The 26319-nt window shown below is 67.3% G+C and carries 25 protein-coding genes and 1 tRNA gene; 13 read left to right on the forward strand and 13 right to left on the reverse strand.

Annotation, left to right across the window (positions count from 1 at the left end; translation table 11 throughout):
* Positions 1 to 12 precede the first annotated feature (12 nt).
* The 3 genes from M2428_RS07700 to M2428_RS07710 all read right to left on the reverse strand — a co-directional run bounded on the left by M2428_RS07700 (position 13) and on the right by M2428_RS07710 (position 5019).
* Positions 13 to 2181: a copper-translocating P-type ATPase gene (locus tag M2428_RS07700; protein WP_277525346.1), complete on the reverse strand. Its 2169-nt coding sequence runs from the start codon at positions 2179 to 2181 to the stop codon at positions 13 to 15.
* Positions 2182 to 2428: 247 nt separating this feature from the next.
* Positions 2429 to 3802, reverse strand: coding sequence for a DNA repair protein RadA (gene radA, locus M2428_RS07705; protein ID WP_277525347.1), 1374 nt, complete (start codon positions 3800 to 3802; stop codon positions 2429 to 2431).
* An 89-nt stretch (positions 3803 to 3891) separates the two neighbouring features.
* Positions 3892 to 5019: an FUSC family protein gene (locus M2428_RS07710; RefSeq protein ID WP_277525349.1), complete on the reverse strand. Its 1128-nt coding sequence runs from the start codon at positions 5017 to 5019 to the stop codon at positions 3892 to 3894.
* Between the two features lie 289 nt (positions 5020 to 5308).
* On the opposite strand from M2428_RS07710, the gene pstS reads away from it, so the two are divergent.
* The 5 genes from pstS to M2428_RS07735 all read left to right on the forward strand — a co-directional run bounded on the left by pstS (position 5309) and on the right by M2428_RS07735 (position 10217).
* On the forward strand, positions 5309 to 6427 hold the full coding sequence (pstS, locus tag M2428_RS07715; protein WP_277525350.1) for a phosphate ABC transporter substrate-binding protein PstS: 1119 nt from the start codon (positions 5309 to 5311) through the stop codon (positions 6425 to 6427).
* A gap of 196 nt (positions 6428 to 6623) precedes the next feature.
* Positions 6624 to 7556: a phosphate ABC transporter permease subunit PstC gene (gene pstC / locus M2428_RS07720; RefSeq protein WP_277525351.1), complete on the forward strand. Its 933-nt coding sequence runs from the start codon at positions 6624 to 6626 to the stop codon at positions 7554 to 7556.
* Positions 7557 to 8666, forward strand: a complete 1110-nt coding sequence (gene pstA, locus M2428_RS07725; RefSeq protein ID WP_277525353.1) for a phosphate ABC transporter permease PstA — start codon at positions 7557 to 7559, stop codon at positions 8664 to 8666.
* 48 nt (positions 8667 to 8714) lie between these two features.
* The gene (gene pstB / locus M2428_RS07730) at positions 8715 to 9494 is read left to right on the forward strand and encodes a phosphate ABC transporter ATP-binding protein PstB (RefSeq protein ID WP_229995114.1); all 780 of its coding nucleotides are present in this window, start codon (positions 8715 to 8717) and stop codon (positions 9492 to 9494) included.
* 99 nt (positions 9495 to 9593) lie between these two features.
* Positions 9594 to 10217 carry a hypothetical protein gene (locus tag M2428_RS07735; RefSeq protein WP_277525354.1) on the forward strand — a complete coding sequence of 208 codons (624 nt, stop codon included), beginning with the start codon at positions 9594 to 9596 and terminating at the stop codon, positions 10215 to 10217.
* Positions 10218 to 10238: 21 nt separating this feature from the next.
* Here the strand turns inward: M2428_RS07735 and M2428_RS07740 are convergent, their stop codons facing one another.
* The 3 genes from M2428_RS07740 to M2428_RS07750 form a co-directional block, all read right to left on the reverse strand.
* Complete coding sequence (locus M2428_RS07740) at positions 10239 to 11252, reverse strand: inorganic phosphate transporter (RefSeq protein ID WP_277525529.1); 1014 nt, start codon at positions 11250 to 11252, stop codon at positions 10239 to 10241.
* A 4-nt stretch (positions 11253 to 11256) separates the two neighbouring features.
* Positions 11257 to 11874 carry a nuclease PIN gene (locus M2428_RS07745; protein ID WP_277525355.1) on the reverse strand — a complete coding sequence of 206 codons (618 nt, stop codon included), beginning with the start codon at positions 11872 to 11874 and terminating at the stop codon, positions 11257 to 11259.
* A gap of 397 nt (positions 11875 to 12271) precedes the next feature.
* Positions 12272 to 12925 carry a hypothetical protein gene (locus M2428_RS07750; protein ID WP_277525356.1) on the reverse strand — a complete coding sequence of 218 codons (654 nt, stop codon included), beginning with the start codon at positions 12923 to 12925 and terminating at the stop codon, positions 12272 to 12274.
* 204 nt (positions 12926 to 13129) lie between these two features.
* Between M2428_RS07750 and M2428_RS07755 the strand changes: the two genes are divergently transcribed.
* Together M2428_RS07755 and M2428_RS07760 are read left to right on the forward strand one after the other, a co-directional pair.
* A tRNA-Lys gene (locus tag M2428_RS07755) sits at positions 13130 to 13202 on the forward strand.
* A 188-nt stretch (positions 13203 to 13390) separates the two neighbouring features.
* Complete coding sequence (locus tag M2428_RS07760) at positions 13391 to 13885, forward strand: MarR family transcriptional regulator (protein WP_277525357.1); 495 nt, start codon at positions 13391 to 13393, stop codon at positions 13883 to 13885.
* 297 nt (positions 13886 to 14182) lie between these two features.
* Here M2428_RS07760 and M2428_RS07765 read toward each other — a convergent pair whose 3' ends face one another.
* A complete protein-coding gene (locus tag M2428_RS07765; protein WP_277525359.1) occupies positions 14183 to 15295 on the reverse strand; it encodes a beta-propeller fold lactonase family protein in 1113 nt (370 codons plus the stop codon).
* A gap of 281 nt (positions 15296 to 15576) precedes the next feature.
* On the opposite strand from M2428_RS07765, the gene M2428_RS07770 reads away from it, so the two are divergent.
* On the forward strand, positions 15577 to 16410 hold the full coding sequence (locus M2428_RS07770; protein WP_277525361.1) for a putative protein N(5)-glutamine methyltransferase: 834 nt from the start codon (positions 15577 to 15579) through the stop codon (positions 16408 to 16410).
* Between the two features lie 63 nt (positions 16411 to 16473).
* Here M2428_RS07770 and M2428_RS07775 read toward each other — a convergent pair whose 3' ends face one another.
* From M2428_RS07775 to M2428_RS07795, 5 genes are all read right to left on the reverse strand, one after another.
* Positions 16474 to 16905: a YtxH domain-containing protein gene (locus tag M2428_RS07775; RefSeq protein WP_277525363.1), complete on the reverse strand. Its 432-nt coding sequence runs from the start codon at positions 16903 to 16905 to the stop codon at positions 16474 to 16476.
* A 172-nt stretch (positions 16906 to 17077) separates the two neighbouring features.
* Positions 17078 to 17341 (reverse strand): GlsB/YeaQ/YmgE family stress response membrane protein, encoded by a 264-nt coding sequence (locus M2428_RS07780; RefSeq protein WP_018774889.1) that lies wholly within the window; start codon positions 17339 to 17341, stop codon positions 17078 to 17080.
* A 319-nt stretch (positions 17342 to 17660) separates the two neighbouring features.
* Complete coding sequence (locus M2428_RS07785) at positions 17661 to 18632, reverse strand: aldo/keto reductase (protein WP_277525368.1); 972 nt, start codon at positions 18630 to 18632, stop codon at positions 17661 to 17663.
* Positions 18633 to 18731: 99 nt separating this feature from the next.
* A complete protein-coding gene (locus M2428_RS07790; RefSeq protein ID WP_091562909.1) occupies positions 18732 to 18941 on the reverse strand; it encodes a dodecin in 210 nt (69 codons plus the stop codon).
* 52 nt (positions 18942 to 18993) lie between these two features.
* Positions 18994 to 19929, reverse strand: a complete 936-nt coding sequence (locus M2428_RS07795; protein WP_277525372.1) for an SGNH/GDSL hydrolase family protein — start codon at positions 19927 to 19929, stop codon at positions 18994 to 18996.
* A 162-nt stretch (positions 19930 to 20091) separates the two neighbouring features.
* Between M2428_RS07795 and M2428_RS07800 the strand changes: the two genes are divergently transcribed.
* Positions 20092 to 20349 (forward strand): metal-sensitive transcriptional regulator, encoded by a 258-nt coding sequence (locus M2428_RS07800; RefSeq protein ID WP_277525530.1) that lies wholly within the window; start codon positions 20092 to 20094, stop codon positions 20347 to 20349.
* An 80-nt stretch (positions 20350 to 20429) separates the two neighbouring features.
* Here the strand turns inward: M2428_RS07800 and M2428_RS07805 are convergent, their stop codons facing one another.
* Positions 20430 to 21140 carry a FadR/GntR family transcriptional regulator gene (locus tag M2428_RS07805; protein WP_277525374.1) on the reverse strand — a complete coding sequence of 237 codons (711 nt, stop codon included), beginning with the start codon at positions 21138 to 21140 and terminating at the stop codon, positions 20430 to 20432.
* Positions 21141 to 21331: 191 nt separating this feature from the next.
* Here M2428_RS07805 and M2428_RS07810 point away from each other — a divergent pair, with 191 nt between their 5' ends.
* The 4 genes from M2428_RS07810 to M2428_RS07825 all read left to right on the forward strand — a co-directional run bounded on the left by M2428_RS07810 (position 21332) and on the right by M2428_RS07825 (position 26206).
* Positions 21332 to 22819, forward strand: a complete 1488-nt coding sequence (locus tag M2428_RS07810) for a four-carbon acid sugar kinase family protein (RefSeq protein WP_277525376.1) — start codon at positions 21332 to 21334, stop codon at positions 22817 to 22819.
* A 42-nt stretch (positions 22820 to 22861) separates the two neighbouring features.
* The gene (locus M2428_RS07815; RefSeq protein ID WP_277525378.1) at positions 22862 to 23761 is read left to right on the forward strand and encodes an NAD(P)-dependent oxidoreductase; all 900 of its coding nucleotides are present in this window, start codon (positions 22862 to 22864) and stop codon (positions 23759 to 23761) included.
* A gap of 118 nt (positions 23762 to 23879) precedes the next feature.
* Positions 23880 to 25346, forward strand: coding sequence for a GntP family transporter (locus M2428_RS07820; protein WP_277525381.1), 1467 nt, complete (start codon positions 23880 to 23882; stop codon positions 25344 to 25346).
* The gene (locus tag M2428_RS07825) at positions 25346 to 26206 is read left to right on the forward strand and encodes a class II fructose-bisphosphate aldolase (protein ID WP_277525383.1); all 861 of its coding nucleotides are present in this window, start codon (positions 25346 to 25348) and stop codon (positions 26204 to 26206) included. The genes M2428_RS07820 and M2428_RS07825 overlap by 1 nt, the downstream gene beginning before the upstream one ends.
* Positions 26207 to 26319 lie beyond the last annotated feature (113 nt).

The raw sequence follows: 26319 nt of genomic DNA on the forward strand, positions 1-26319 counted from the left end.
GACTCCTTCCGGTCAGCCGAGATCGGCCGGGTTGAGCTTGAGCCTGCGCAGCAACTGCGCGTTCAGGGCAACCACAATGGTCGACGCCGACATCATCACGGCGCCCGCGGCGGGGGAGAGGACGATCCCCGCGAAGGCCAGGACCCCGGCAGCCAGCGGCACCGAGATGATGTTGTATCCGGTGGCCCACACGAGGTTTTGCCACATCTTCCGGTAGCTCGCCTCGGAAAGATCGAGCATCGACAGCACAGCCCGCGGATCGTTGCCGGCCAGGACCACACCGGCGGATTCCACTGCCACGTCGGTGCCGCCGCCAATCGCGATCCCCACCTCCGCCCGTGCCAGCGCGGGGGAGTCGTTGACGCCGTCGCCCACCATGGCCACTTTCAGTCCGCGGCCCTGCAGTTCCGCCACCTTCTTGTCCTTGTCGGCGGGGAGGACCTCGGCGAACACTTCATCGATGCCGAGCCCGGCGGCGACGGCGTGCGCCACCTGCAGGGCGTCGCCGGTGACCATGGCCACCTTGATGCCGCGTGCCTGGAGGGCCCGGACAGCTTGGTAGGACTCGGGCCGCACGGCATCCTCGAGGCTGACAGCGCCCAGAACTGTGCCGCCGTCCACGACGTGGAGCACCGCGGCGCCACGCTCCAGCCAGGCGCCCGTAGAGGCGGCCAAAGCCCGCGGTTCCTGCAAACCCAGCTCCCGGAGCAGCGCCGGGCCGCCCACCTGGACCATGCGGCCATCAATCGTGGCGCGGACTCCGCGGCCGGTCAGCGAGGTGAACCCGTCCGCCGCCGGTATCTTCAGTCCCCGTTCCCGGGCGGCGGCAACGATCGAACGGGCCAGGGGATGTTCGCTGTCCGCCTCCACGGCGGCCGCGAGTCCCAGCACTGTATTCTGCGCGGCGTCCTGGCCGGCCGCTGTTCCCGTGCCTGCGGCGGCGACCTCCTTGAGCTCCGGCTCGCCCCGGGTCAGGGTTCCGGTCTTGTCGAACAGCACGACGTCGACGGTCCGCATGCGCTCCAGCGCCATCCGGTTCTTGATCAGCACGCCCGCCCGGGCGGCCCGCTCGGTGGAGATGGCGATGACGAGCGGGATGGCCAGGCCGAGCGCATGGGGGCAGGCGATGACGAGGACCGTCACGGTGCGCGTGACGGCATCACCTACGCTGCCCATCAGGGTCCAGAAGATGAAGGTCAGGACGCCGGTGCCGGCTGCAAAATAGAAGAGGAACGCCGCGGCCCGGTCTGCCAGGGCCTGGGCGCGGGAGGAGGACGCCTGCGCTTCGGCCACAAGGCGGCGGATCCCGGCGAGGGCGGTGTCCTCGCCGATGGCTGACACCCGGACCCGCACGGAGTTGTCCGTGGCGATGGTGCCGGCCACCACGGGATCGCCCGGGACCCGCAGGACAGTTTTCGATTCGCCCGTGATCATGGATTCGTCGAATTCGGCCTGGCCGCCGCTGACAGTGCCGTCGGCCGGCATCCGGCCGCCGGGGCGGACCAGGATGGTGTCTCCGGCGCGGAGCTCGGCGAGGCTGACAGTCTCCGTGCCGGCGGCTGTGACGCGTTCCGCCTCGTCGGGCAGCAGCGCCGCCAGCGCGTCCAGGGCGCCCTGGGCCGAGCCGAGGGCGCGCATCTCGATCCAGTGGCCCAGCAGCATGATGGGGACCAGCAGCGCCAGCTCCCACCAGAAGTCGAGATCGAAACCGCCGATGCCGAGGCTCGTCACCCAGGAGGCGATGAAGGCGACGCTGATGGCCATGGCAATCAGCAGCATCATCCCTGGTTGGCGCGCCCTCAGTTCGCTGAGGCCGCCCTTGAGGAACGGCCGGCCGCCGTAAAGGAAGATCACCGTGCCGAACACCGGCGGGATCCAGGCCGAGCCGGGAAAGGCGGGAGGCTCGTAGCCCAGGAGCTCCGCGAACATGGGGCTGAAGAAGACCACCGGCACGGCCAGGATTAGTGTCAGCCAGAACCTGTCCCGGAACATCGCGACGCTGTGCCCGGCGTGCTGGCCGTGGCCGTGCACCGAGTGGTCGCCGTCCGGCGGATGGCCCGCATCCGGGCTGGGCGTCCCCTTGGATGTGTGCCCGCTGCCGGCGGCCTCGTGCCTGTGCTGTCCGGCGTCGACGGCCTGGTTGGCCGGGCGGACAGCGGGTCCGATGTGCTGGTGATCCATGATGACGCCCTCCTCGGGATTAGGGGCCAGTCTTTTCCCAACATACCCCCAGGGGGTATTCTTGGCAAGGCATTTCCTTCGGACGTCGATCTCACCGCACCCCGGCAGACGCTCCTTCCCGGTTGCCCGCGCGTCGAGGGCAGTGCGGTCCCGGCCAGTCCCGGAAACCCGGGTCGACCGGGGGCGGGGGCCGCAGCAACTGGGAGGGAGCGCACCACTGTCCATGGCCCTCTATTGCCCGGCGGCGTCAGCTGATCAGCAGTCCCAACGCTTCGGCCAGGTGGCCGACCTCGCGGACCGAGAAGCCCGCGGGAACCGGCCCGTGCCCGTTGGGGCTGGCCGGGACCACGGCATGGGTGAAGCCAAGCCGGTGTGCCTCCTGGATGCGCTGGTTGATGCCGGGCACTGGACGGACTTCGCCCGCCAGGCCCACCTCGCCGAAGGCGATCAGGCGCTGGGGAAGCGGCTTTTTGGCCTTGGCGGAAGCCACCGCCAGGGCCACGGCGAGGTCCGTGGCGGGTTCGCTGAGCTTGACCCCGCCAACCGTTGCCACATAGGAGTCGTCCTTGTTGAGCAGGCAGCCGGCGCGTTGCTGCAGGACGGCCAGCAGCATCGCCACGCGCGAGCTGTCCAGTCCGCTGGTGGCGCGGCGGGGCTGGGAGCTGGCGCTCTCGGCCAGCAGGGCCTGGACCTCGGCCAGCAGCGGCCGACGGCCCTCCAGCGTGACCGTGATGCACGTTCCCGAAACGGGCTCCTTGGTCCGGGAGACAAACAGTCCACTGGGATCGGCGAGGCCCTCGATGCCGTCCTCGTTCAAGTCAAAGCAGCCGACGTCGTCGGTGGGTCCGTAGCGGTTCTTGACGGCGCGCAGCAGCCGCAGCCGCGAGTGCCGTTCGCCCTCGAACTGGCAAACGACGTCCACAAGGTGTTCCAGCAGCCGGGGCCCGGCGATGGAGCCGTCCTTGGTCACGTGTCCGACCAGCAGCGTGGTCATGTTGCGGCGCTTGGCCGCGGCGATCAGGGACGCCGCAACCTCGCGCACCTGGGACACCCCGCCGGCGCTGCCCTCGACATCGGCGCTGCTGAGGGTCTGCACGGAGTCCACCACCAGCAGCCGCGGTTCCAGCTTCTCCACCTGCCCCAGGGCCTGCCCGAGGTCCGTTTCGGCGGACAGATACAAAGATTCGGCCACGGCGTCGATCCGGTCCGCGCGGAGCTTGACCTGGGCAGCGGATTCCTCGCCGGTGATGTAAAGAACATCCTGCGCGGTGCGGGCGAACTTGGCCGCGACATCCAGCAACAGCGTGGACTTGCCCACCCCGGGTTCGCCCGCTAGGAGGATGACGGCGCCGGGCACCAGCCCGCCGCCGAGCACGCGGTCCAGTTCGTCCACACCGGTGGGCAGGAAAGCGGCAGTGGTGGCGTCGACGTCGGCGATCCGGCGGGCCGGTTCAAGGACCGTCGTGGCCGCCGTCGTCCGGGCGACGGCGTTGCCGGTTTCCTCCACGCTGCCCCACGCCTGGCACTCGCCGCAGCGGCCCACCCACTTGGCAGTCGTCCAGCCGCATTCGGCGCATTTGTAGCCCGGTGCCTTCGGCCCCCGGGAAGTCTTCGTAGCCATTGGTCCACACTATCCGGGGCCAGCGACAACCAAGGGCGCCAGCGGGGTCAGCGGCGCTCCGGCGGCAACTACAGCAGCAACTACAGCGGCTACAGCGGGGGAAGGATGTCCCGGGCTTCCTTGGAATCCACGCCGGCGGCCTCGAGCAGGTCCACCATGAGCGGGCGGAACAGCATGACCACGGTTTCGCCCTCGAGCAGCTGGACGTCCAGCATCCGCGGATGCAGGCGGACGGCGATCTCCCGCAGCTCGGACCGGGCGGTGCGCAGGTGGGCGCGGCGGGCGCCGTCGTGGACTTCCGCCAGGCCCAGCGAGAGCTCGTCGATGGCGGCCGCCGTCTCCTGCAGGACCTCGGCGATGTTCTGGGTGGCCTCGTCCGAGAGCGCCGCATGGTTGATGGCGCTGGTCAGGCGGCGCGCAAAGACCCGGCTGTTGCGCAGCGCGAGGTCGATGTAGTCCAGCGACTGCTCCATCTGGTCCAGTTCCTCCCGGTGCCGCCGGTAGGCGGGGGCCAGGGTGGCCACTTCGGCGGAGGCGCGCAGCGACTGGCGCATGGCGTCGACCAGGGGCTGGCAGTTCCGCCCCCGGATGAGGGCGTGCCACGCCTGCGTGGAGTCGCTGTAGCTCAGCGCCGACGCGCATTCCCGCAGCACCTCGGCGAGCTCGTGCAGGAGCTTCTTGACATCACTGCGGGGTTCACGCCGGGGGTCCTTGGGAACGAGGACGGTCATCAAGAGCGCGAAAACCCCGCCCACCACGGCGTCGATGCTGCGGGTGAACGGCCCCCCGGCCGGCGCGGGCAGGAGCACCACGAGCACTGACTGCAGGCCCAGCTGGGTGGTGAAGATCGTCCCGCTGTCCAGGAACCTGGCCAGCAGGATGGAGAACAGGAGAACGACGGCGGCCTGCCAGATTCCGGAGCCCAGCCAGTGCAGCAGCAGGTCCCCGACCACGATTCCGATCGTGCAGCCCAGGCCCACCTCGATGACGCGGCGCAGCCTGGGGTCGCGGGAAAAACCGAGGGCAATAAGGGATGACGTGGCCGCAAACAACGGTCCGGAATGGCCCAGGACGTATTCGGCGAAGGCGTAGGCGCTGACGGCACAGGTGGTCATCTGGATGGCCGGGCCCAGAGAGTTGCGGCTCCGGACAAAGCCGGTGCGGACCCGGACGCGCAGGAATCGTGCGCTTGCGGAGAGTCCAGTCGCGGAGGCCATGCCCTCCAGTCTATTTGCTGCCCGGGGGCGGCCGTTCACGGCCGCCCCCGGGTCAGACAGGCCGGGCCGGCAAACCCATCACACTGAGGGCGATACGACTGTGACGCACAGAACACAATGGCTGCCCGACAGATGTAAGCCAATAGCCCGGCGTCGTTAACCGGCCGTTCACTTTGGTCCGCAATTCTCTTCATCTGGGCCACCTACGGTCGGTAAAGGTACAAACCCGTACGCATCCCTGCTGGCCATCTCCGGCCCGGCACGCAAAGCCCTGAAAGGGGTATATCAAGTGAAGGCACTCCGCTTCGGCCGCAACGCGGCCATCGCTGTTATCGCCGCCGGCGCACTCGCGCTGACTGCTTGCGGTTCGGACAACGCAACCAACACGGCCCAGACCGCTCCGTCCGCCTCCGGCCCCAAGGTCACCGGCACCCTGACCGGTATCGGTTCTTCCGCCCAGGGCGCGGCCATGGATGTCTGGAAGACCAACTTCGCTTCCGCGAACCCGGGTGCCACTGTGCAGTACTCCCCGGACGGTTCCGGCGCCGGGCGCAAGGCGATCCTCGACGGCTCGGCCCAGTTCGCCGGCTCCGATGCCTACCTCAAGGATGAAGAACTCGCCAGCTCCAAGGAGAAGTGCGGTCCCGACGGCGCCCTGGACATCCCAGTCTACATTTCCCCGATCGCCGTGGCCTTCAACCTGCCCGGCATCACGGACTTGAAGCTCGACGCTCCCACCGTGGCCAAGATCTTCCGCGGCGAGGTCGCCAACTGGAACGACCCCGCCATCGCGGCCCTGAACCCGGACGCCAAGCTTCCGGACCTCAAGGTCACCCCGGTGAACCGCTCCGATGACTCCGGCACCACCTCGAACTTCACGGACTACCTGTCCGCCGTCGCTCCCACGGTTTGGACCGACAAGGCAGCCGGCATCTGGCCCGCGAGCCTGAAGGGCGAGAACGCCAAGGGCACCTCCGGCGTCGTCAAGACCGTCACCGACACCCCCGGTGCGGTCACCTACGCCGACGACTCCGCTGTCAGCGGCAAGCTCGGCACAGCACAGATCAAGGTCGGAGACTCCTTCACTAAGATCTCCCCGGAGGCGGCTGCCAAGGCAGTGGACGCAGGCAATCCGGTTGAAGGCCGCAACGCCAACGACCTCGCCATCAAGCTGGACCGCACCACCACGGTCGCAGGCGCCTACCCGATCGTCCTGGTGTCCTACCACATCGTCTGCACCACCTACGACACGCAGGCCACTGCTGACCTGGTCAAGGCGTTCGTCAAGTACGCAGCCTCCGACGAGGGCCAGAAGGCCGCCGCCGACGCCGCGAAGTCGGCGCCGCTGTCCAAGACCCTCCAGGACAAGGCAATCGCTGCTGTCGAAACCGTCAAGGCCAAGGCCTAGGGATACGCTCGCACCGCGAGGCATAGTGGAAACACGAGCCTGACCCAGGTTCCCTGCACCATGGCGGCCGTCACCGCGGCCGCCATGGAGCAGGGAACCGACGCGTTTGTTCCAAACTTCAAGATTTGCCGGACGCCGGCCGCGGAGGCCTCCGCAGCCGGCACCCGGATCCCCATCCAAACCGAAGGACCGTGAAGTGACCACCACCTCCCTGACCAAGTCCCGGGGCGCAGGCCACACCGGTGACAAAGTCTTTTCCGCAGCCGCCTTGGCGGCAGGGTGTCTGATCCTCGTCGTGCTCTTCGGCGTGGCACTGTTTCTGGTCATCCAGGCGTTCCCGGCCCTCGTGGCCTCGCCGGACAAGATCCAGGGCGGTGAAGGATTCCTCACCTACATCTGGCCACTCGTTATCGGCACTCTCATCGCCGCCGTGATCGCACTCGTGATCGCTACGCCGATCGCCATCGGTGTGGCGCTGTTCATTTCGCACTTCGCACCGCGCAAGCTCGCCTCCGGCCTGGGCTACGTGATTGACCTGCTCGCCGCCATCCCGTCCGTGGTCTACGGCGCCTGGGGCGTTGCGTTCCTGGCCAAGGAAATCTCCCCGGCCTACAACTGGCTGGCCAACAACATGGGCTGGCTGCCGATCTTCCAGGGTCCTGCCTCCGCCACCGGAAAGACCATCCTCACGGCCGGGATCGTGCTGGCCGTCATGGTCCTGCCGATCATCACCTCCCTGACCCGCGAAATCTTCCTGCAGACCCCCAAGCTGCACGAAGAGGCCGCGCTGGCGCTCGGTGCCACCCGCTGGGAGATGATCCGGATGACCGTGCTGCCGTTCGGCCGGCCCGGAATCATCAGTGCCGTGATGCTGGGACTCGGCCGTGCCCTCGGCGAGACCATGGCGGTGGCGCTGGTCCTTTCCTCCGGAGCCCTCACAGCCAGCCTGATCCAGTCCGGCAACCAGACCATCGCCGCAGAAATCGCCCTGAACTTCCCCGAGGCCAGCGGACTCAAGGTCAGCACGCTGATCGCCGCCGGCCTGGTGCTGTTCGTCATCACCCTCGGCGTGAACATGATCGCCCGCGGGATCATCACCCGGCACAAAGAATTCTCGGGAGCCAACTAAATGACCTCCACCCTGACCCCGGTACGCAAGCGCTCGGCACTGACCAAGGGCCAACTGCCCAAGGCCGCGCCGTACATCGTCGTGGCCGTTGCCCTGGTCCTCGGCGCCGCGATCCTGGCCCTGATCGGATTCAACGCCTTCGGCTGGGGGATCGTCTCCGGCATCCTCTTCGCCGCCGGCCTGGTGGGCTGGAGCCTGATTGTGGAAGGCGCCCGAAAGGCCAAGGACAAGTTGGCCACCTGCCTGGTGGTGGGAGCCTTCTTGGTTGCCCTGCTGCCCCTGTTCTCGGTGATCTGGACCGTGCTGGTCAACGGGCTTCCCGGGCTCCTGGACCCCGGATTCCTCAACACCTCCATGAATGGTGTCACAGGCGCCTTCGATAACAAGACCGTCGAGGAAGGCGCCCCCTTGCTGGGCGGCATCTACCATGCCCTCATGGGCACCCTGCTGATTACGGTGCTTGCCACCCTCATCTCGGTCCCCGTGGGCCTGCTGACCGCGATTTACCTCGTGGAGTACGGCGAGGACCGCGCACTGGCCCGGGCCATCACCTTCTTCGTGGACGTCATGACCGGCATTCCCTCGATTGTCGCGGGCCTCTTCGCCGCCGCCGCCTTCTTCGCGTTGGTCGGTCCGGGCACCAAGACAGGCGCCGTTGCCGCCGTCGCACTCTCGGTGCTGATGATCCCGGTGGTGGTCCGCTCCAGCGAGGAAATGCTCAAAATCGTGCCAAACGAACTCCGCGAGGCCGCCTACGCCCTTGGCGTCCGCAAGTGGCGGACCATCCTCAAAGTGGTCCTCCCGACGGCGATCTCCGGCATCGCGTCCGGGATCACCCTGGCGATCGCCCGCGTGATCGGCGAAACCGCGCCGATTCTGGTCACCGCCGGATTCGCGACCACCATCAACACCAACGTGTTCAGCGGCTGGATGGCCTCTTTGCCGACGTTCATCTATACCCAGATCCTGAACCCGACCTCGCCGTCCAACCCGGATCCGTCCTCCCAGCGGGCCTGGGGCGCGGCCCTGGTGCTCATCATCCTGGTGATGCTGCTCAATCTTGGCGCCCGCCTGATTGCCCGCATGTTCGCCCCCAAGACAGGCCGCTAGGCCACCGCCGCGCCCGCCGCCCTTACCTCCAGCAAGTGAAGGAATACCATGTCTAAGCGCATCGACGTCAAGGACCTGAACGTCTACTACAGCAAATTCCTGGCCGTCGAAGACGTCAACATCAACATCGAGGCCAAGTCCGTCACGGCCTTCATCGGCCCCTCAGGCTGCGGCAAGTCCACCTTCCTGCGCACCCTGAACCGCATGCACGAGGTCATCCCCGGTGCGCGGGTTGAAGGCGAGGTGCTGCTGGACGGTGACAACCTCTACGGCCCCGGCGTTGACCCGGTGACGGTCCGTTCCCAAATCGGCATGGTGTTCCAGCGCCCCAACCCGTTCCCCACCATGTCCATCAGGGACAATGTGCTGGCCGGCGTGAAGCTGAACAACACGAAGATCTCCAAGGGCGAGGCCGATGTCCTGGTGGAGCGTTCCCTGCAAGGGGCGAACCTGTGGAACGAGGTCAAGGACCGTCTGGGCAAGCCCGGTTCCGGACTGTCCGGTGGCCAGCAGCAGCGCCTGTGCATTGCCCGCGCGATAGCCGTGGAGCCCCAGGTGATCCTCATGGACGAGCCCTGCTCCGCCTTGGACCCGATCTCGACGCTGGCCATTGAGGACCTCATCAACGAGCTCAAGGACCAGTACACGGTGGTGATCGTGACCCACAACATGCAGCAGGCGGCCCGCGTGTCGGACAAGACGGCCTTCTTCAACATTGCCGGTACCGGCAAGCCGGGCAAGCTGATCGAGTTCGGCGACACCCCGACGATCTTCAGCAACCCGACAGAGAAGGCCACCGAGGACTACGTCTCCGGCCGCTTCGGATAACCCGCAACGTTTCCTTGCGACCGGGCCTCGCCCGTGTCCTTGACACACCCCGCAAGCGGGCGAATAGTTCGGCGTAGGGATTCGTTGAAGGGCGCGTAGGTGAAAGATCTGTCCAAGCCCTCGCTGGCGGCTGTTCTAGGCGTGGCTTTAAGTCTGGCTGCCTGCGGTATTCCAGGAGCCGATGCCCAACCGGGACTGCAATCTCCGAAGGAAACGACCCAGGCGCAGAAGCCGGTCCGCGTCGTCACGGATCCTGTTTATACCGGATCGGCCAGTGGCGAGCTGAGCAGTATGGCGCACAAGATCAACCTCTACGTCACCGCGCACCGGGACACCTTTTCAGGTGCCTACTTCGCTTCGGACTCCTCCAAGCTGTTCGTGGGGGTTGCCAGGCCTTCCGACGCCGCCGCCAAACGGCTCGAGGAGCTGGCCAAGAAATTGGATCCGGGCCACAAACAGATCGTCCTGGTGGACGCCCAGTGGTCCTGGTCCGAACTCGATTCGGTTAAGGAAATCCTCGTAAAGAAGTACATGGGGAAGGGCCAAGAGGCCATCCAGTCGGTAGGTCTAAACACAGCTCTGGACGCAGTCGTAGTAGGAGTCCTTGGACGACCGGATATTCCGATAAGGGACAATCCGGCCGTGATCGAAATAGCCCACCACTACGGGGACGTAGTCGTATTCAGGGAAACATCCCGGATAGGCGACGCGATTGGGGGCTGAGCGGCTCTATAGGAGCCGGTCCTACAGACCGGCCACCGGCGAGAGCGCCAGCTGAAGGACGAACGCGGCGGCGGCGGTGGCGACCGGGGTCAGGACCCAGAACGCCAGGATGCGGATCACCAGCCGTCGGTTGGTGTCCGGGAAACTCTGGTTGGCGCCGGCGCCAAGGGTTGCCGCCGTCACCGTGTTGGTGGTGGAGACGGGCCAGTGCAGCCCGATCGCGCCCACGAGCAGCATCACCGCAGTGTACATCTGCGCGACGAATCCGCGCAGGGGGTCGATCCGGGTCAGCCGGTAGCCGATGGTGTAGGAAATCCGCCAGCCGCCGGCCAGGGTTCCCGCCGACAGCATGATGGCCGTCAGCAGGGCCACCCACATGGGCATGGATCCGCCGTCGGTGAGCCCGGCGGCCAGCAGCGCCAGGATCACCACCGCGCTGGTGCGCTGGCCGTCCTGCAGCCCGTGGCCGAAGGCGACGGCGCCGGCGGCAATGGCCTGGGCCCGCCGGGAGCGGGTGTTGACGACGTTGGGCGGCGTATAGCGGGCCGCCCAGCTGGCAGGCCAGACCAGCAGGTACGACCCGACATAGGCGATCACCGGTGAGACCAGCAGCGGGAGCACCACCTGGGACAGGAGCGAGGCGTCAACGCCGGTGACGGGGTTGCCGCCGACGGCCACGCTCGCGACTCCCGCCCCGGCGAGCCCGCCGACCAGGGAGTGCGTGGAGGAAGCCGGGATCCCGCGCCACCACATGTACAGGCCCCACAGGATGGCGCTGAGCAGTCCGGCCAGGAGGATCGTCAGGCCGTTCGTGCCCTGGGGCAGCGACAGCCACGCCTGGCTCACGGCCAGCGTCAGCGCGGCGCTGAGCCCGGCGCCGATGAAGTTGAAAAGGCTTGCCAGCAGCACCGCCACTGTTGGGGTCAACGCCCGCGTCCTCACGGCCAGTGCCACCGACGCGGACGCGTCCCTGAAGCCGTTGAGAAATGCGTAGGCCCCGGCGCAGAGCAGCACCAGGGCCAGGAAGAAGATCATCACGTCAGGATTCCTTGACGATGATGCTGCCCACCTGTGTGGCGATCCGGCGCATGTCCTTCGTGACTTCCACGAGCTGGTTCGCGACGTCGCGGTTGCGCGCGTACTGCATCGCCTTCATCTCGTGGAGCATGTCCGCGACCCAAACCCGGTGCGTGCGTTCGGCGCGTTTGGCCAGCCGCAAGATCTCGATCCAGTAGTCCTCGAGGTCGTCCAGGTTGTTCAGCTTCCGCATGGCATCGACCGTGAGTTCGGCCTGGCGGCTGATGATTTCCAGCTGGTCCGCGGCGCGTTTGGGCAGCCGTTCGAGCTTGTAGAGGGACACGAGCTCGGCGGCGGCGTCGAGCTTCTCCATTGCCTCGTTGAGGAAGCGGGACAGCGTGTACATGTCCTCACGGGGGAGCGGGTTTATGAAGCTGGTCCGCATGTGGGTCAGGAGGGCAAAGTGCAGTTCCGCTGATTTGGCCTCGTGGTTGTGCATGTCTTCCACGAGCCGGGCATGCTCACTGGCCGGGGCGCCGAGGATCTCCGAGAGGGTTCCAGTCGCCAGCACGATCTGGCGCGCCATTTGGGAGAGCAGGTTCAGTCCGGCGGACTCCTGCGGGAACAGGCGCAGCTTCACTGGGTGTCACCGGTCTTCCGAAGAGGGGCTCGCGGGTGGAGTCCGCCGGCCGTGTGACTTGACGGTGACCAGCGCATACGCATTACTTTACCGTCCGAGTCCGGCCCGGACCGGCCAGACGCGGCGTGTGACGGTGCATGCAGGGGCGCAGCTAAAAAGGCAGCTAAAGCCGGAGGCAAAGAAGGCATGAAAATGGTGCCGAACCGGATACGCCTCTCGGCGGTAGGCCGCTCTAGGCGGCTAAATGTTGAAGCCCGGGGGTTTCGCGGTTCGGCACCGCTTTCAGTTTTCTACGTAGGTTCTTGCAAGTCAACATTGACAGCCTGCCCCTGCCGTGCGTGTCGGGGGTGGTTTCAGCCCCTCATCCGGGCGTCCGCCGCGCCGGCCGGCCGGGGATTTAGTCCAGTTCGCCCAGCCGCCATGCATTGGCAGCGTGCTCGAGGTCCTCCGCCGTCTTGACCAGAAGATGCGAGTTGCGGGTGAGCTTGCTGGCGTGGTTCTCGTTGCTGTGCTCGGCGTTGTCGGCAAGCGTCGCCTGCCCCAGGGCCACCACGCGGCAGAATGCGGCAGAACGTTCCAGCGCGACGTCGAATTCGCCGTCGAACGCCCCGGAGAGAATGGCGTCCGCCATGGACTTCATCTCATCCGCGCCGGGCGGTTCGGCGGCGCCGGCCACCACATGCGAAACCTGGGCCGTGTCCTTGCCCGCCTTGAAGTAGACGGAGATCCGCTCGGGATCCTGGATGGTGGCGGCCCGCAGGGCGTAAAGGCGCCACAGGGCGCCGGGGAGGGACCGGGCGGGGCTTTCGGCCCACATTTCAGCGATCGCTTCCAGGCCCTGCTCATCGGCCAGTTTCACGAGCCGCTTGGTGACTTTGGGGTCGTCGCTGTCGCGGCCGCGGCGCACCAGCGCCTGCGCGGCCAGATGGGCCGCTTCCGAGACGCGGGCGGGATCGGCCCCGCCGGCGAAGGGCTCAAAGTCGATCGGCGCGAAGGGTTTCGGCTTGTGGTGCCGCGGGCCGGTGGCGCTTGATCCTGCTTGCTCGCTCATGCCCCCACGCTACTCCAGTGCCGCAAGGGAATCGAGGATCGGCCGGCGCTGCTGCCGGTGACGCCGGTGACCGACGACGCCGGTCCGGGGGAATGTGGAAAATGCCGGCCCGGGTCTGGGGTACAGTATTAACGTCCAGAAATGGACTGGGCTGAAACGCACCGCAGCAGCGGATTTATCCGCTGGTTTGGAGCAAATCGGCTGGGGCCTTTAGCTCAGTTGGTAGAGCATCGGACTTTTAATCCGTGGGTCGTGGGTTCGATCCCCACAGGGCCCACTCTTTTAGCGAAGAGTGGAAAATCCCCGGTTTCCTGGCAACAGGAGGCCGGGGTTTTTTCGTGCCTGCCCTCTGTCCTTTCCCGTTTCGCGTGGCCCGGAGCACCGGGCCCCGGAGCTCCGGGACCTGTAACTGCGGGCGCCTGGATTGTAAGGCTGGCTAGTTACCAGTTCGGCTAGGCTTGGCGGATGGACTCCCACGGCGCCTCCGGATATTGGTATGGCCCCGAAGGCAGCCTGGACACCCCTGCGGCCCTCCTGCAGGCCCTCCGCGACTACCGGATCTCGGAGGTGGCGACCAGGCGGTCCACCCGCGATTCGATGGGGATGGGCGAGACGGACCTGCTGGCCCTGCGCTACCTGCTGCGGGCCACGGCGACCGGCCAGCGGGTGGGGCCGAAGGATCTCAGCCGGGTCCTGGGCATCACCACAGCCTCCACCACATCGCTGATCGACCGGCTGGTGGCGAGCGGGCACGTCCGGCGCGAGCCGCACCCTACCGACCGGCGCTCGCTCGTGATCGTGCCGACGGTGGCGACGGATTCCGAGGTCCGCGCCACGCTCGGCCATATGCACCGGCGGATGATGGAGGTGGCCGAGTCCATGAGCGCCGAGGACGCCCGGGTGGTCATTACGTTTCTGCGCCGGATGAGCGCGGCCCTTGGCGACGAGCCGCGCAACTAGCTCGTTTAACTACTTATATGTATGCTTACTAGTTGTTTTTGACATCAAACGAGAGTAGGCGCTGTGGCTGAATCTGCAACCCTTGCCGGGCACTTGGTGACGGTTCTGACGGTTCCCTCTCCCTGGGCCCCGCTGCACTGCGGTGCACCCATGGAGTGGCGCTCGCCGGAGCCGGACACCATGTCCTCATACTCATTCGGGCCCGCCGACCCATCCTTGGCCCTCCCTGCCGTGTGGCGCTGCGACTGCGGTTTCCAGCTGGACGGTCTCGAACGGGGCCACGCGGGCGTCAGTCCCTCAATCTCGCGCTGAGGTTCCGGGCCGGGCCGGCACCAGCGCTGTGGGTGAGGCCACGTGCAGCCGGTCCGCGGGGACTCCCGGCAGCCCTGATTCCGCGTCCAGGGGAAATGTGACGACGTCGCCGGAGCGTTCGTGGGCGACGTGCAACGAGCCGCCGCGGACCAGGTGGTGGCGGGGCCAGTTGCCGCCGCTGGGTACATCGGCCACCGGGCGCAGCGCCGCGCCTCCGGCCTCCACCTCCAGCACGCTGAGCCGGTTCGAGCCGCGGACACCGACGTAGGCGTGCCTGCCGCCGGCCGCCAACGCGATCTCAGCTGCCGAGTCTCCCGGCAGCGCCCCGCCGGCGGTGGCCGGCCCGACGAAACCGAGCCGGAAGTCCCCGGAGTCCGGCGACAGCACGGCCACGGCCACCTCAATTGAATACTCGGTCACCACAAAGACGTTGCCGCCCGGGTGCTGGACCAGGTGCCTGGGGCCGCTGCCCCGCGGCAGGACCACCTCATCCTCCAGAACCGGCCCCAGACCCGTCCCCGAAGCCCGCCCCGGTCCGGAGCGGACATTCCAGATCCGCAGGAGATCGTGGCCGAGATCGGTGGTCATCACCCGGCCATCGGCCAGCGTGAGAGCGGCATGCGCACGGCTGGGCCGCTCCTGTCGTTCGGGGGCGCCGCCGTCGGGAACGTCACCGTAGGGGTCGAGCGACTCGACGGCGGCGGTCCGGTCCATGATGCCGCCGTCGGCGTCGAGCTCATAGAACTGCACCTGGCCGTCGCCCCAACAGCAGACTACGAGAAAGCGGCCGGAGGGCTCGACGGCGACATGGCAGGCCGCGTCACCAGCCGGCCATGCGGGGCCCGCGGGCTCCAGGCCAAACGCGCCGGCCCGGCGGTAGGCCCGGACAGTCCTGGCCTGCTCTGCCACGGCGTAGACCACGGGAAGGGTGGGATGGACCGCCAGGAAAGACGGTGAGTCGGCCGCGGCCGCGATTCCGAGCCAGCGCAGGGTGCCGTCGGCCGCCGCGGCAACCGCGCCGATCCCCGCGCCGCTGCCGCCAGAGTCTGCCGTGTAGGAGCCGGTCCAGATGAGGTCGTTTGCAGGGATGGAGTCCATGCTGACATCCTGCCAGCCGGCCCTGCCACGGCGCGGCAGCACCCCAGCAAACAACCGTCGCAAACAACCGGCGATTACAACCGTCGCGAACCGCCGGAACGTCCCCGTGGGCCCTATCACCTGGGGATCCTGCGCCTTCGGTAGCATGGGGGAGTCCGAGCAACTGCAGCAAAAGGAGGTGGGTCCCGTTCACGCAAGCCCAGAAAGGGCGCCCTCCCAGCAGTGCCGGCCGCGGCCAGCTCACGGTGAGGGCGTCTGACACCAGACCGAAAGGCGCTCCCATGCCAGTAATCCGCCATCATTCCCCGCACGAGACCCTCACGGCCACGCTCCGTGCAGCCGGCTGCGTGTTTGCCGAAGACGAAGCTCGCCTGATGATCGACGCAGCCCCGACGCCGGCGGCACTCGAGGCGATGGCCGCCCGGAGGGTTGCCGGCCTTCCCCTTGAACACATACTCGGCTGGGCGGAATTCTGCGGACTCCGCATCGCGGTGGCCACCGGGGTGTTTGTGCCGCGGCGGCGGACGGAATTCCTCGTCCGGCAGGCCGCTGCGCTGCTGGACGCGTGGCGCAGGGTGCCGGGCGCTGACCGCCCGGCACCCGTCGTCGTCGATCTCTGCTGCGGGTCCGGGGCTGTCGGCGCGGCGCTGGCCGCGCTCGCCGGCCCCGCCGAACTCCACTGCGCGGATATCGATCCCATGGCCGTGGCGTGCGCGCGCACCAACGTCCTGCCACTGGGCGGGGAGGTCCACGAAGGCGATCTCTATGCTCCGCTCCCGCCGGGGCTCCGCGGCCGCGTCCGTTTGTTGGCCGCCAACGCCCCCTACGTGCCCTCGGCGGACATTGAAACCATGCCGCAGGAGGCGCGCGTGCATGAGCCGCGGGCCTGCCTGGACGGCGGCGCCGACGGGCTGGAGGTGCAGCGCCGGGTCGCCGCCGGCGCGCGGGAGTGGCTGATGCCCGGCGGCCAAGTGCTGATAGAGACCAGCCGCCGGCAGGCCGCCCAGACGGCCGGAATTTTTCGCAGCCACGGACTGGCGGCCCGCGTGCTGCGCTCGGAGGAGCTGGGGGCTACGGTGGTGGCCGGCGCGCTGGCGCCTGCCGGCGGACGGTAGCTGCCCGGGGGCGAGCTGCCCGGGGGCGGCTACCGCGGTCCCTGCAAACACCGCCTAGGGCAGCTAGGGCAGTTTGTCCCCGTCCACGTTGGTAGCAGGACCGGCCGGGGTGGCGCCGCCCTCGTCGGACCAGTCCTGGCCGTCCTGGTCGGTGAGGGCCGGGTCGGAGTCGACATCGCGGGCCGCGGACAGGGGTGTTCCGGGCGTGGCTGTTCCGGGCGTGGCCGCGGAGGTGCCCCCGTGTCCTGCATCGCGGTGAACGGCGGAGCTGATGACAGTACCCGCGCGGCGGGCGGCTTCGCCGAGCTGCTCGGAGACCTCCGGGGCTTTGTCTTTGATTGTTTCGGCCGCCGCAGCCACCTTGTCCTGGACCGGCTTGCTGTGCCACAGTTCTTCGCTGCGGGCTTTGAGCTTGTCATAGGCGGCCCGGCCGGACCTTGATCCCAGGACATATCCTGCTGCCACTCCGATGCCGAAAAGAAGTTTGCCTTTCATGCTGTGCTCCTGCTCCCTGACGTAGGTGGAAAAGTAGACGTTTCTGAACAGTTCCTAAACAGTGGGTGGCGGGGCTGACTCTTGAAGCCCGCGGGCCACCCTTGCCTGTCAAAGTAATGCAAAAAACCGGCCCCGGGAATATCCCGGGGCCGGTTTCCGGTCAGTCTCCGTGTTAGCGGGCTGAGCGCTTGCTGATCATGCCGTAAACGAGCAGGACGATGATCGCACCGCCGATGGCCAGCAGCCAGGTGGACAGCGAGAAGAACTCGTTGATGCCCACGCCGAACAGTGCGCTGCCGATGAATCCACCCAAGAGGGCGCCGACGACGCCGAGGATCAGAGTGATGATGATGCCACCGCCCTGACGTCCCGGGAGGATGGCCTTAGCGATTGCTCCGGCGATGAGGCCCAGAATCAGAAATGCGAGAAAACCCATTTTTTCGTTCCTTCTTCTTTCATTGAGGAGGCACCCGGATCGCCGGGTGCGCTTCATCCTTCTGCCCCAATACTAATCATGCTTAGTATCAAAGAGCCACCCGGCTCCCTGGGCGCTTGTCTGGCGGGGTGCCAAAACAGCCAAAATGTGGCGGGATGATTCACGGGAGTTCACGCCGTGTACGGGCGTTGTTTCGTTGTCATTGGTTCAGTTGTTCACCGTTGGAATGCTCACTGTTCGAATGGTCACTGTTCGAATATTCACGGTTCAAATGTTCGTGTTCAATTGTGCGTTTGGCATGCCCGGCGCCGGCCGGGGCCTACCATGCGTAGTCTTCCGGTGCCGTGCGATGGCCAGGGAAAATCTCGTCCAGGCGCTTGAGCGCGTCGGCGTCGAGCTTCAACTTGTGCGCCCTGATGGAGGCCTCGAGTTGCTCGGGGGTCCGCGGGCCGATAATCGGAGCGGTGACGGCCGGCTGGTGGAGCAGCCACGCGAGCGCCACGTCCGCAGGTTCCTGACCCAGTTCGGCGGCGAAGTCCTCGTATCGCCGGATCTGTTTCTGGTGCGATTTGAGCGCCTCGAGGGCACGGCCGGCGACGCGGCGGACGCCGTCGCCGTCCTTCTTCAGCACGCCGCCCAGCAGGCCGCCGTGCAGCGGCGACCATGGCAGGATCCCCAGGCCGTACTGCTGGGCGGCAGGGATGACTTCCAGTTCCGCGTCCCGGGTCAGCAGGTTGTAGATCGACTGTTCGCTGACCAGCCCGTTGTAGTTGCGGCGGGTGGCGATTTCCTGGGCGCGGGCGATGTGCCACCCGGCGAAGTTACTGCTGCCGGAGTACAGGATCTTGCCTTGCCGGACGGCGACCTCGATAGCCTGCCAGATCTCCTCCCAGGGCGTGTTCCGGTCCACATGATGGAACTGGTAGAGATCGATGTAGTCCGTCTGCAGCCGCTTCAGGCTGGCATCGAGCGCCCGGCGGATGTGCAAGGCCGAGAGCTTGGACTCATTGGGCCGGTCGGTCATGGTGCCGAACAGTTTGGTGGCGAGCACCGTGCGCTCACGGCGCTCGCCTCCTTGGGCAAACCAGCGGCCGAGTATTTCCTCCGTCCAGCCGCGGTGGCTCGAGCCGCCGTACACGTTGGCGGTATCGACGAAATTGATGCCGGCGGCCTGCGCGGTGTCCAGGATGGCGAAGGCCTGCTTCTCCTCTGTCTGCGGGCCAAAGTTCATGGTCCCCAGGCACAGGCGCGAGACTGTCAGACCGGAGCGGCCAAGGTGCGTGTAGCGCATAACGCGTTCCTCTCCGTCCTGACCTCCTCCGCCCTGACGTATCGCGGGTTTCCTCCGAAGGCGGGCCGGTGCGTGCCGCCGTCGCTCCGGAGGCTGGCGTCAGCGCTCCAGGCGGAACCCGAGCTTGATGGTGACCTGCCAGTCGGCCACCTGCCCGTTTTCAAGGTGGCCGCGGACCTCCTTGACTTCGAACCAATCAAGGTTCCGGAGGGTCTTGGCGGCCTCGGCGATGCCGTTCCGGACGGCTGCATCGACGCCCTCGTTCGAGGTTCCGACAATTTCAGAAATGCTGTAAGTGTGATTAGACAACTTCGCTCCTCGTGATCGCCATCGATGCCCGGCAGTGGGCCGTTCCTGCAGACTAGCCGACTGAACCCGGCCGGACTAGGGGTTTGGGACCGGAGCCGGGGACCCCTGGAGGGGGTCCCGGCAGCGGGCGTTTGGCCTGCCGGGGCAGGGTGTCTGCCCGCGGCCTGATCCGGCTCACCATCCAGGGCAGCATGTAGTGCGCCACCCAGGCGAGGTCGCCGGCGCGGGCCTCCCGCCAGTTGCCCGGCGGCATGGGCTTGGGCTCCAGCGGCCGCAGGCGGTGTGGCACGTTGAGCGTGTCCAGGACCATGGTTGCAATGGTGTGGTGTCCCAGCGGCGAAAAGTGCAGGCGGTCCGGATCCCACATCCGCGGATCGCTCAGTTGCCGCAGTGCCCACAGATCGGCGATAAGGACATCGTGACGGGCGGCGATGACACGGACATGTTCGTTGAATACCGCGACCTTCCCCCGGATGTGTCCGAACACGGCGGTCTCGCCCCAGTCCGGCCCGGTGAACAGGACCACCGTGGCCCCGGTGGCCGAGAGCGCTGCCACGGCGTCGTCGAGGGCGACCGCCATCCGGTCCGGATCGCCGCGATGGAACACGAGATCGTTCCCGCCTGCCGAGAGGGTGACGAGGTCGGGCTTCAGGCTCAGGGCCGGTCCGAGTTGCTGGTCGAGGATTTCGCGCAGAACCAGGCCACTGATGGCAAGGTTGGCGTACCCGAACTCGCCGCGGCCCTCACCGAGTTCCTCGGCAATGCGGTCCGCCCATCCCCGCATGCCGCCGGGGCTCAACGGTTCCGGGTCGCCGACGCCTGCCGTGAACGAATCGCCCAAAGCGACGTACCGGCTCCAGGGCCGGGAACGCCGGGCTCCGGGATGCCCTCGTGCGGAGCTCCGATCCCCTGAAGGCCACGGCCCCGCGGCGGGGATATTGGCGCCGGTATGGCCGGCGTCCGGCTCGAGGAACCTGGCGGCGTTCACATCACCAGCAATACGCCGATATTCTATGCCGCGCTAGGTACTTATGCCCCTAGCGAGGCACCGTGGACGCTTTCGCGACCGGCCCCAGGGGGTCCTTCGCGAGGGGGCCAAAATACTCAGGGGGGTATAATGGGACCCCGACGCATCGAACCGGAGGAAGCAATGGAACTCGATCCCACCGACATGAAGCCTGTTATCAATAGGCTTCGCCGCGCCCAGGGGCAGCTCGCGGCAGTCACCAGGATGATCGAGGAGGGCCGTGACTGCAAGAGCGTCGTGACCCAGCTGGCTGCCGTCTCAAGCGCCCTGGACAAAGCGGGATTTTCCATCATCGCCACGGGCCTGCAGCACTGCATGCAGCAGGAAGACCCCAGCGTGGACCGGGCCGAACTCGAGAAGCTCTTCCTCTCGCTCGCCTGAGCCGCGCATCCGGCGCAGCGCGGCCGGCACGGCCTGCCCGCTTGAGCGCGCCCAGGCGCACCAAGCCTGGCGGTTTCGCGTCAGGCGGGCCCTTCGGCCAGCACAAACGTCTTCAGGTCGTCGAGGGTCTGCTGCATGTGGGCGTCCATGGCGTCGCGGGCGCGGTGCGGGTCGCGTGAGGCCAGGGCATCCGCAATGCTCTGGTGGTGCCCGATGGCGTGCTCCTGGATCTCCGGCACCTTGGACGTTTCCGTCCGCCGCTTTTCCAGCACGCGGTGCAGGGGCTCGAACAATACGGCGACGAACACGTTTTCCGACGCCTGCAGGATGAGGTCGTGAAAGGCGAGGTCCGCCTCGACGAACGCAGCCAGATCGTTGTTCTCGTGCGCCAGCCGCATCTTTTCGACCTGCGCGCGGAGAGCCTGGATGTCGGAATCCGCCATCCGCCCGGCGGCAAGTTCGCAGGCGCCCGTTTCCAGCATCCGGCGCAGCTCAATGAGCTGGATGGCGGCCGACGCGTCGTTTTTGCCCTCCGAGGCCGCCCGTAGCACGGCATCCAGGGAGCCCCAGCGGTTGAGCGGGTTGACGAACGTGCCGCGGCCTCGCTCCACGCGGAGAATCCGCTGGGCTTCAAGCGTCTTCATGGCCTCGCGCACGGTCATTCGGCTGACTTCGTGCCGGGAGCTGAGCTCAAGTTCGCCGGGGACGCTCGCGCCGGGCGGAAATTCGCCGGCAATGATCCGGTCCAGCAGTTCGTCGGCCACTACGCCGACCAGCGATTTCCTAGCCAATTCTCCCCGTCCAGCGACATGCTATGCCTAATGGCGTGCTCCTGATGGCCAAGTCTACTTGCGCGCCGTTGTGCCATATGCCACACTAGCAGCCATATATAAGATGTCTGACATCTTACATTTAGCCCCTTCTGCGGCTCCCCTGGAGCCGCAGGTTTCCACCGAATGATCCCCACACAATGGAGTGCATAGTGCCCCTCGAAGCAGACGTGCTGGCCGCTTTCCCCGCGGAAGTACAGATCCCGGCCCGGCTAGTGGCAGACAGCGTGGCCGCCTCGTCCGAGGCATCCCCGCGTGTCCTGGTAGTGCTCGACGACGACCCCACCGGCACGCAGTCAGTGGCGAACCTGCCGGTCCTCACCCGCTGGGACGTGGCGGACTTCGCCTGGGCGTTCGGCTACGAAGTAAACGGCCAGCGCCAGCGCGCGGTCTACGTGCTGACCAACACCCGCAGCCTCGACCCTGCCGAGGCGGCTGTCCGCAACGAGGAAGTCGTCCGGAACGCCCTCGCGGCCGCAGCATCCGCTGACCCCGCCCTGCGGCTCAGCTTCGTCAGCCGCAGCGATTCCACCCTCCGCGGCCACTACCCGCTCGAACCGGATGTCATCGCCGCCACCGTTACCGCCGTCAACGGCGAGACGACCGACGGCGTCGTGATCGTCCCCGCGTTCCCCGACGCCGGCCGCGTAACGATCGCCGGCGTGCACTACATGCGCGGCACCGGCGACGACGCCGGCACGCTCACCCCCGTGGCTGAGACCGAATTCGCCAAGGACGCCAGCTTCGGCTTCGCCAATTCCGAGATGGCCAAGTACGTCGAGGAGAAATCGAACGGCCGGTTCGCCGCAGACTCGGTGATCGTGCTGGACCTGAACATCATCCGGGCCTCCACCGATCCGAACATTTCCGCCAAGGCCATCGCCGACGCCGTCGACACCGCCACGGATTCCACCCCGATCGTTGCGGACATCGTCACAGAAAACGATCTGCGCGCCCTGTCCCTGGGCCTGGAAGAAGCGGAACGCCGCGGCAAGAAGCTCCTCTACCGCGTGGGCCCGCCGTTCGTCCGGGCACGGATCGGCCAGGAAATCCGGGCCGAACTCAGCGGCGAGGAAGCCTATGCGGGCAACACCCCCTCGGAAGCCGGCGGCCTGATCGTGGTTGGCTCGCATGTGGGCGTCACGACGCGTCAGCTCAAGGTCCTCACTGAGCAGCACAGCGCCGCCCGCATCGTGGAAATCGACGTCGAGAAACTGCTCGGCGACAACGCGGACAGCCACCTGGACCAGACCGTTGACACGGTGGTCGATGCCCTGCGCGGCGGCGACGTGATCGTCCACACCAGCCGCCTGCTGATCAAGACCGACGACGCCGCCGCAAGCCTGCGGATCGCGCGCACCGTCTCGGCCGCCGTCGTCGCCGTCGTCAACCGCACGCTCAAGACGTTCCCGCCGCGGTTTGTCATCGCCAAGGGTGGCATCACGTCCTCGGACGTGGCCGCACACGGCCTGGAAATCCGGCACGGGATTGTCCGCGGGCCCATGCTGCCGGGCATTGTCAGCCTGTGGGAGCCGGTGGACGGCCCGGCCAAGGGCATTCCGTACATCGTCTTCGCCGGCAACGTGGGAGATGACCAGTCCCTCGCCGATGTCACGCGCAAGCTCAGCAACACCTTCTGACCGACACTGCCCGCCACAACACGTCATTCGATGGAGAACACCATGACCAGCAACTACACCATCACCGTCCTGGGCCTTGGGGCCATGGGCCTGCCCATGGCCACACGCCTGGCAAGCCAGCTCACCGTCCACGGCTTCGACATCGCCGAGCCGCGCCTGAAGCTGGCTGAAGAGGCCGGCATCCGCACGTTCGCCTCCGCCCGGGAAGCCTCGAAGGGCGCCGACGCGCTGCTGCTGGCAGTGCGCAACGGCGAGCAGCTCAACGATGTCCTCTTCGGCGAGAACGGCGTGGCCTCCGTGCTCAAGCCGGGCTCCGTCGTGATCCTGGGCAGCACCGTGGGCACCGAGGCCATCCCGGCCACCGTGGACCGCCTGGCCGCCTACGGCGTCGAGCTGGTTGATGCCCCGCTTTCCGGCGGCCCCAAGCGTGCCGGCGAAGGCGACCTGCTGATCGTGGTGGGCGCATCGCCCGAGGCCCAGGAAAAGGCCCGCCCGGCCCTGGAACTTCTGGCCTCCACCCTGACAGTGGTCGGCGACAGGCCCGGCGACGGCCAGGCCCTCAAGACCGTCAACCAGCTGCTCTGCGGCATCCACATCGCCGCCGCCGCCGAGGCAATGGCCCTGGCCGACGCCCTCGGCCTGGACCAGGCCAAGACCCTCGCCGCCCTCGAAGCCGGTGCGGCGGGCTCCTTCATGCTTTCCAACCGCGGCCCGCGGATCCTGGAGGCCTACACGGAAAACGGCGCTGAGGTCCTCAGCCGCCTGGACATCTTCGTCAAGGACATGGGGATCGTCGGCAAGGCCACCCGCGCCGCCGGCCTCGCCGCCCCGGTGGCTGCCGCCGCGGAGCAGCTCTACCTCCTGGGCCAGGCCCAGGGCCTCGCCGCCGCGGATGATTCCGCCGTCATCAAGGTCATCGCGCCCACCAAGCGCACCGCCTGACCAGCCACCACGCCCCCGACGACGGCGGTCCCCCCTCCGCCGTCGCCGGGCCCCTACCGCCCCTGATCCCGACGACTGACTCGTCGGACGACTTTCCTGTCAAAGGAGACACCCCTTCATGACCCCCCTGCTCAATTCCCTGATGGTGCGCGCGGCCGACGCGCCCGTCATCAAGCCTGCCGTGGAGCTGGGAACTCCGCTGCTGCTGACCATCGCCGCCGCCGGCGTAGCCCTGCTTCTACTCATGATCATCCGCTTCAAGATCCAGGCCTTCGTGGCGCTGCTGACCGTGAGCATCCTGGTGGCCGTGGCCGCCCAGATCCCGCTCAAGGACGTCTTCACCGTGGTGGCCAACGGGGTCGGGGGCACCATGGGCAAGGTGGCCCTCCTGATCGCCCTCGGCGCCATACTGGGCCGGATGATCGAGGTCTCCGGCGGTGTGCAGTCCCTCGCGGCGCACTTCACCGCCAAGCTCGGCGCCCGGCGGGTGGCCGTGGCCCTCACCGCGGTGGGCTTCCTCGTGGCCATCCCGGTGTTCTTCGAGGTGGGCATCATCGTGCTCGTGCCGATCGTCTACGCCTTCGCCAAGATCGCCAACGTGCACCCGGTCAAGTTCGGCCTGCCCATGGCCGGCATCATGCTGTCCATTCACGTGGCTGTCCCTCCGCACCCGGGCATCGTGGCCGGCGCCGGGGTGTTCGGCGCCGACATCGGACTGATCACCCTCATCTCGCTGCTCATCTGCATCCCGCTCGGCTTCCTGTCCTATTGGGTTGCCAGCATCATGAACAGCAGGGACTACGAGCTGCTGCCGGCAGTCAAAGCCCAGGTGGACGAGTACGGTTCAGGCTCCCTGGTGCGCGTCGGCCACGAAGGCCCAGGTGCCCTCGCCGTTGCCCCGCCGCGCCCGGCCCTGATCATCTTCCTCATCGCTGCCCCGATCGCGCAGATCCTGGTCGGCACCCTGGGCACTCTCACCATTCCCAAGGACAACGGCTGGTACGGCCTTGCCGCCTTCATCGGCAACCCGTTCTTCGCCCTGCTGGTGGCCGTGGCACTGTCCTTCTTCCTGTTGGCCGTCCGCCGCAACTGGTCACTGAAGGAAACCGGCGAGATTTTCGAAGGAGCGCTGCCTCCCATCGCGTCCATCCTCATGGTCGTCGCGGCCGGCGGTGTGTTCGGCGAGGTCCTGCGGACCTCCGGTATCGGTGCGGCCCTGTCCCAGACGCTGGACCAACTGGGCCTGCCGGTCATCGTTCTTGGCTTCATCATTTCCCTTGCCCTCCGCGCCGCCCAGGGCTCAGCCACTGTCGCGATCGTCACCACCACCGGTCTGCTGACCTCCGCCGTTGCCGGCGGCGGCTACTCGCCGGCCCAGATCGCCGTGATCGTGATCGCCATCGGCTTCGGTGCCCTCGGCCTGTCCCACGTGACCGACGCCGGATTCTGGACCGTCGTGCGCTACTACGGCCTGACCGTCTCCGACGGTCTCCGGACCTGGACGGTGCTGACGACCATTCTCGGGCTCGCCGGCTTCGCCCTGACGTTTGTCGCCTGGATCCTGGTAGGAGGCTTGAGCGCCTGATGCGTACCCAACTCGACACCTTGGTCACCGGCGCCCTGCAGCACGGCTCGGCCGTACCGGCGTTCACCTGCTACGACTTCACCACCGCGCTCGCCGTGGTGGCGGCGGCCGAGGAATCCGGACGGGGCGCCATCCTGCTGGTCGCGCCGAAGACCGCGGCCACCCCCAACGGGCTGCGACTGATCACCGCCCTCCGCGGACTCGCCGACGCCGCCGGCGTTCCGATTGCCGTGCAGCTCGATCACGCCGCCGACCCGCAGGTGATCACCGACGCCGTCAGCGCCGGAGCCGACTCGGTGCTGGTCGACGGGTCCTCGCTGCCCTACGAGGACAACATCGCCCTGGTCCAGGGCGTCCGGGCAGCCCTGGCGGCGCAGGGGCGAGCCGACGTCGTGATTGAAGCCGAACTCGGCGGACTCGCCGGCGACGAGGACCGGGCCTTCGGGACCGACGTGGCCGAGGAACCCGCCGGCCTCACCGACTCCGCCCAGGTGGAGGACTTCGTGTCCCGCACCGGGGCACAGCTGCTCGCAGTGGCCGTGGGCAATGTCCATGGCAAGTACAAGGGGGAGCCCCGGCTGCGCTGGGAGGTGCTGCAGGACATCGCCGTGCGGACCCGGATTCCGCTGGTCCTGCACGGGGCCTCGGGCATTCCGGCCGAGGAACTGGTCAAGGCCGCGGCCATGAACGTGGGCAAGGTCAACTTCAACACCGAGCTGCGCACCGGCGTCCTGGCATTGCTTGAGGAGCAGACCACCGCCCACCGGGCAGACGGCGAGAACCTCCAGGCACTGCTGGGCCACTGGGATGCATCTGCCCGGACGTTCGCCGCTACCGCTCTGGCCACGCTCTCCCGCTGACGGCTCCGGCGGAACAGGAGGCCGGGATCGAACCATGATCCTGGCCTCCCCGTCTTTGCCCTTGTGACGCCGTTGCTCCACCGCCGTGCCCTGCATGCTGGGGCTGCTCATCG

Origin of the sequence: Arthrobacter sp. ES3-54 (assembly GCF_029504395.1) — a bacterium.
In the GTDB taxonomy this organism is placed as follows: Bacteria; Actinomycetota; Actinomycetes; order Actinomycetales; family Micrococcaceae; genus Arthrobacter.

Bases quoted from the DNA above. Each gene is read 5' to 3' on its own strand.
- M2428_RS07700 (WP_277525346.1), bottom strand. From the start codon at position 2,181: ATGGATCACCAGCACATCGGACCCGCTGTCCGCCCGGCCAACCAGGCC.
- radA (WP_277525347.1), bottom strand. From the start codon at position 3,802: ATGGCTACGAAGACTTCCCGGGGGCCGAAGGCACCGGGCTACAAATGC.
- M2428_RS07710 (WP_277525349.1), bottom strand. From the start codon at position 5,019: ATGGCCTCCGCGACTGGACTCTCCGCAAGCGCACGATTCCTGCGCGTC.
- pstA (WP_277525353.1), top strand. From the start codon at position 7,557: ATGACCTCCACCCTGACCCCGGTACGCAAGCGCTCGGCACTGACCAAG.
- pstB (WP_229995114.1), top strand. From the start codon at position 8,715: ATGTCTAAGCGCATCGACGTCAAGGACCTGAACGTCTACTACAGCAAA.
- M2428_RS07740 (WP_277525529.1), bottom strand. From the start codon at position 11,252: ATGATCTTCTTCCTGGCCCTGGTGCTGCTCTGCGCCGGGGCCTACGCA.
- M2428_RS07750 (WP_277525356.1), bottom strand. From the start codon at position 12,925: ATGAGCGAGCAAGCAGGATCAAGCGCCACCGGCCCGCGGCACCACAAG.
- M2428_RS07760 (WP_277525357.1), top strand. From the start codon at position 13,391: ATGGACTCCCACGGCGCCTCCGGATATTGGTATGGCCCCGAAGGCAGC.
- M2428_RS07765 (WP_277525359.1), bottom strand. From the start codon at position 15,295: ATGGACTCCATCCCTGCAAACGACCTCATCTGGACCGGCTCCTACACG.
- M2428_RS07770 (WP_277525361.1), top strand. From the start codon at position 15,577: ATGCCAGTAATCCGCCATCATTCCCCGCACGAGACCCTCACGGCCACG.
- M2428_RS07775 (WP_277525363.1), bottom strand. From the start codon at position 16,905: ATGAAAGGCAAACTTCTTTTCGGCATCGGAGTGGCAGCAGGATATGTC.
- M2428_RS07780 (WP_018774889.1), bottom strand. From the start codon at position 17,341: ATGGGTTTTCTCGCATTTCTGATTCTGGGCCTCATCGCCGGAGCAATC.
- M2428_RS07785 (WP_277525368.1), bottom strand. From the start codon at position 18,632: ATGCGCTACACGCACCTTGGCCGCTCCGGTCTGACAGTCTCGCGCCTG.
- M2428_RS07800 (WP_277525530.1), top strand. From the start codon at position 20,092: ATGGAACTCGATCCCACCGACATGAAGCCTGTTATCAATAGGCTTCGC.
- M2428_RS07815 (WP_277525378.1), top strand. From the start codon at position 22,862: ATGACCAGCAACTACACCATCACCGTCCTGGGCCTTGGGGCCATGGGC.
- M2428_RS07820 (WP_277525381.1), top strand. From the start codon at position 23,880: ATGACCCCCCTGCTCAATTCCCTGATGGTGCGCGCGGCCGACGCGCCC.
- M2428_RS07825 (WP_277525383.1), top strand. From the start codon at position 25,346: ATGCGTACCCAACTCGACACCTTGGTCACCGGCGCCCTGCAGCACGGC.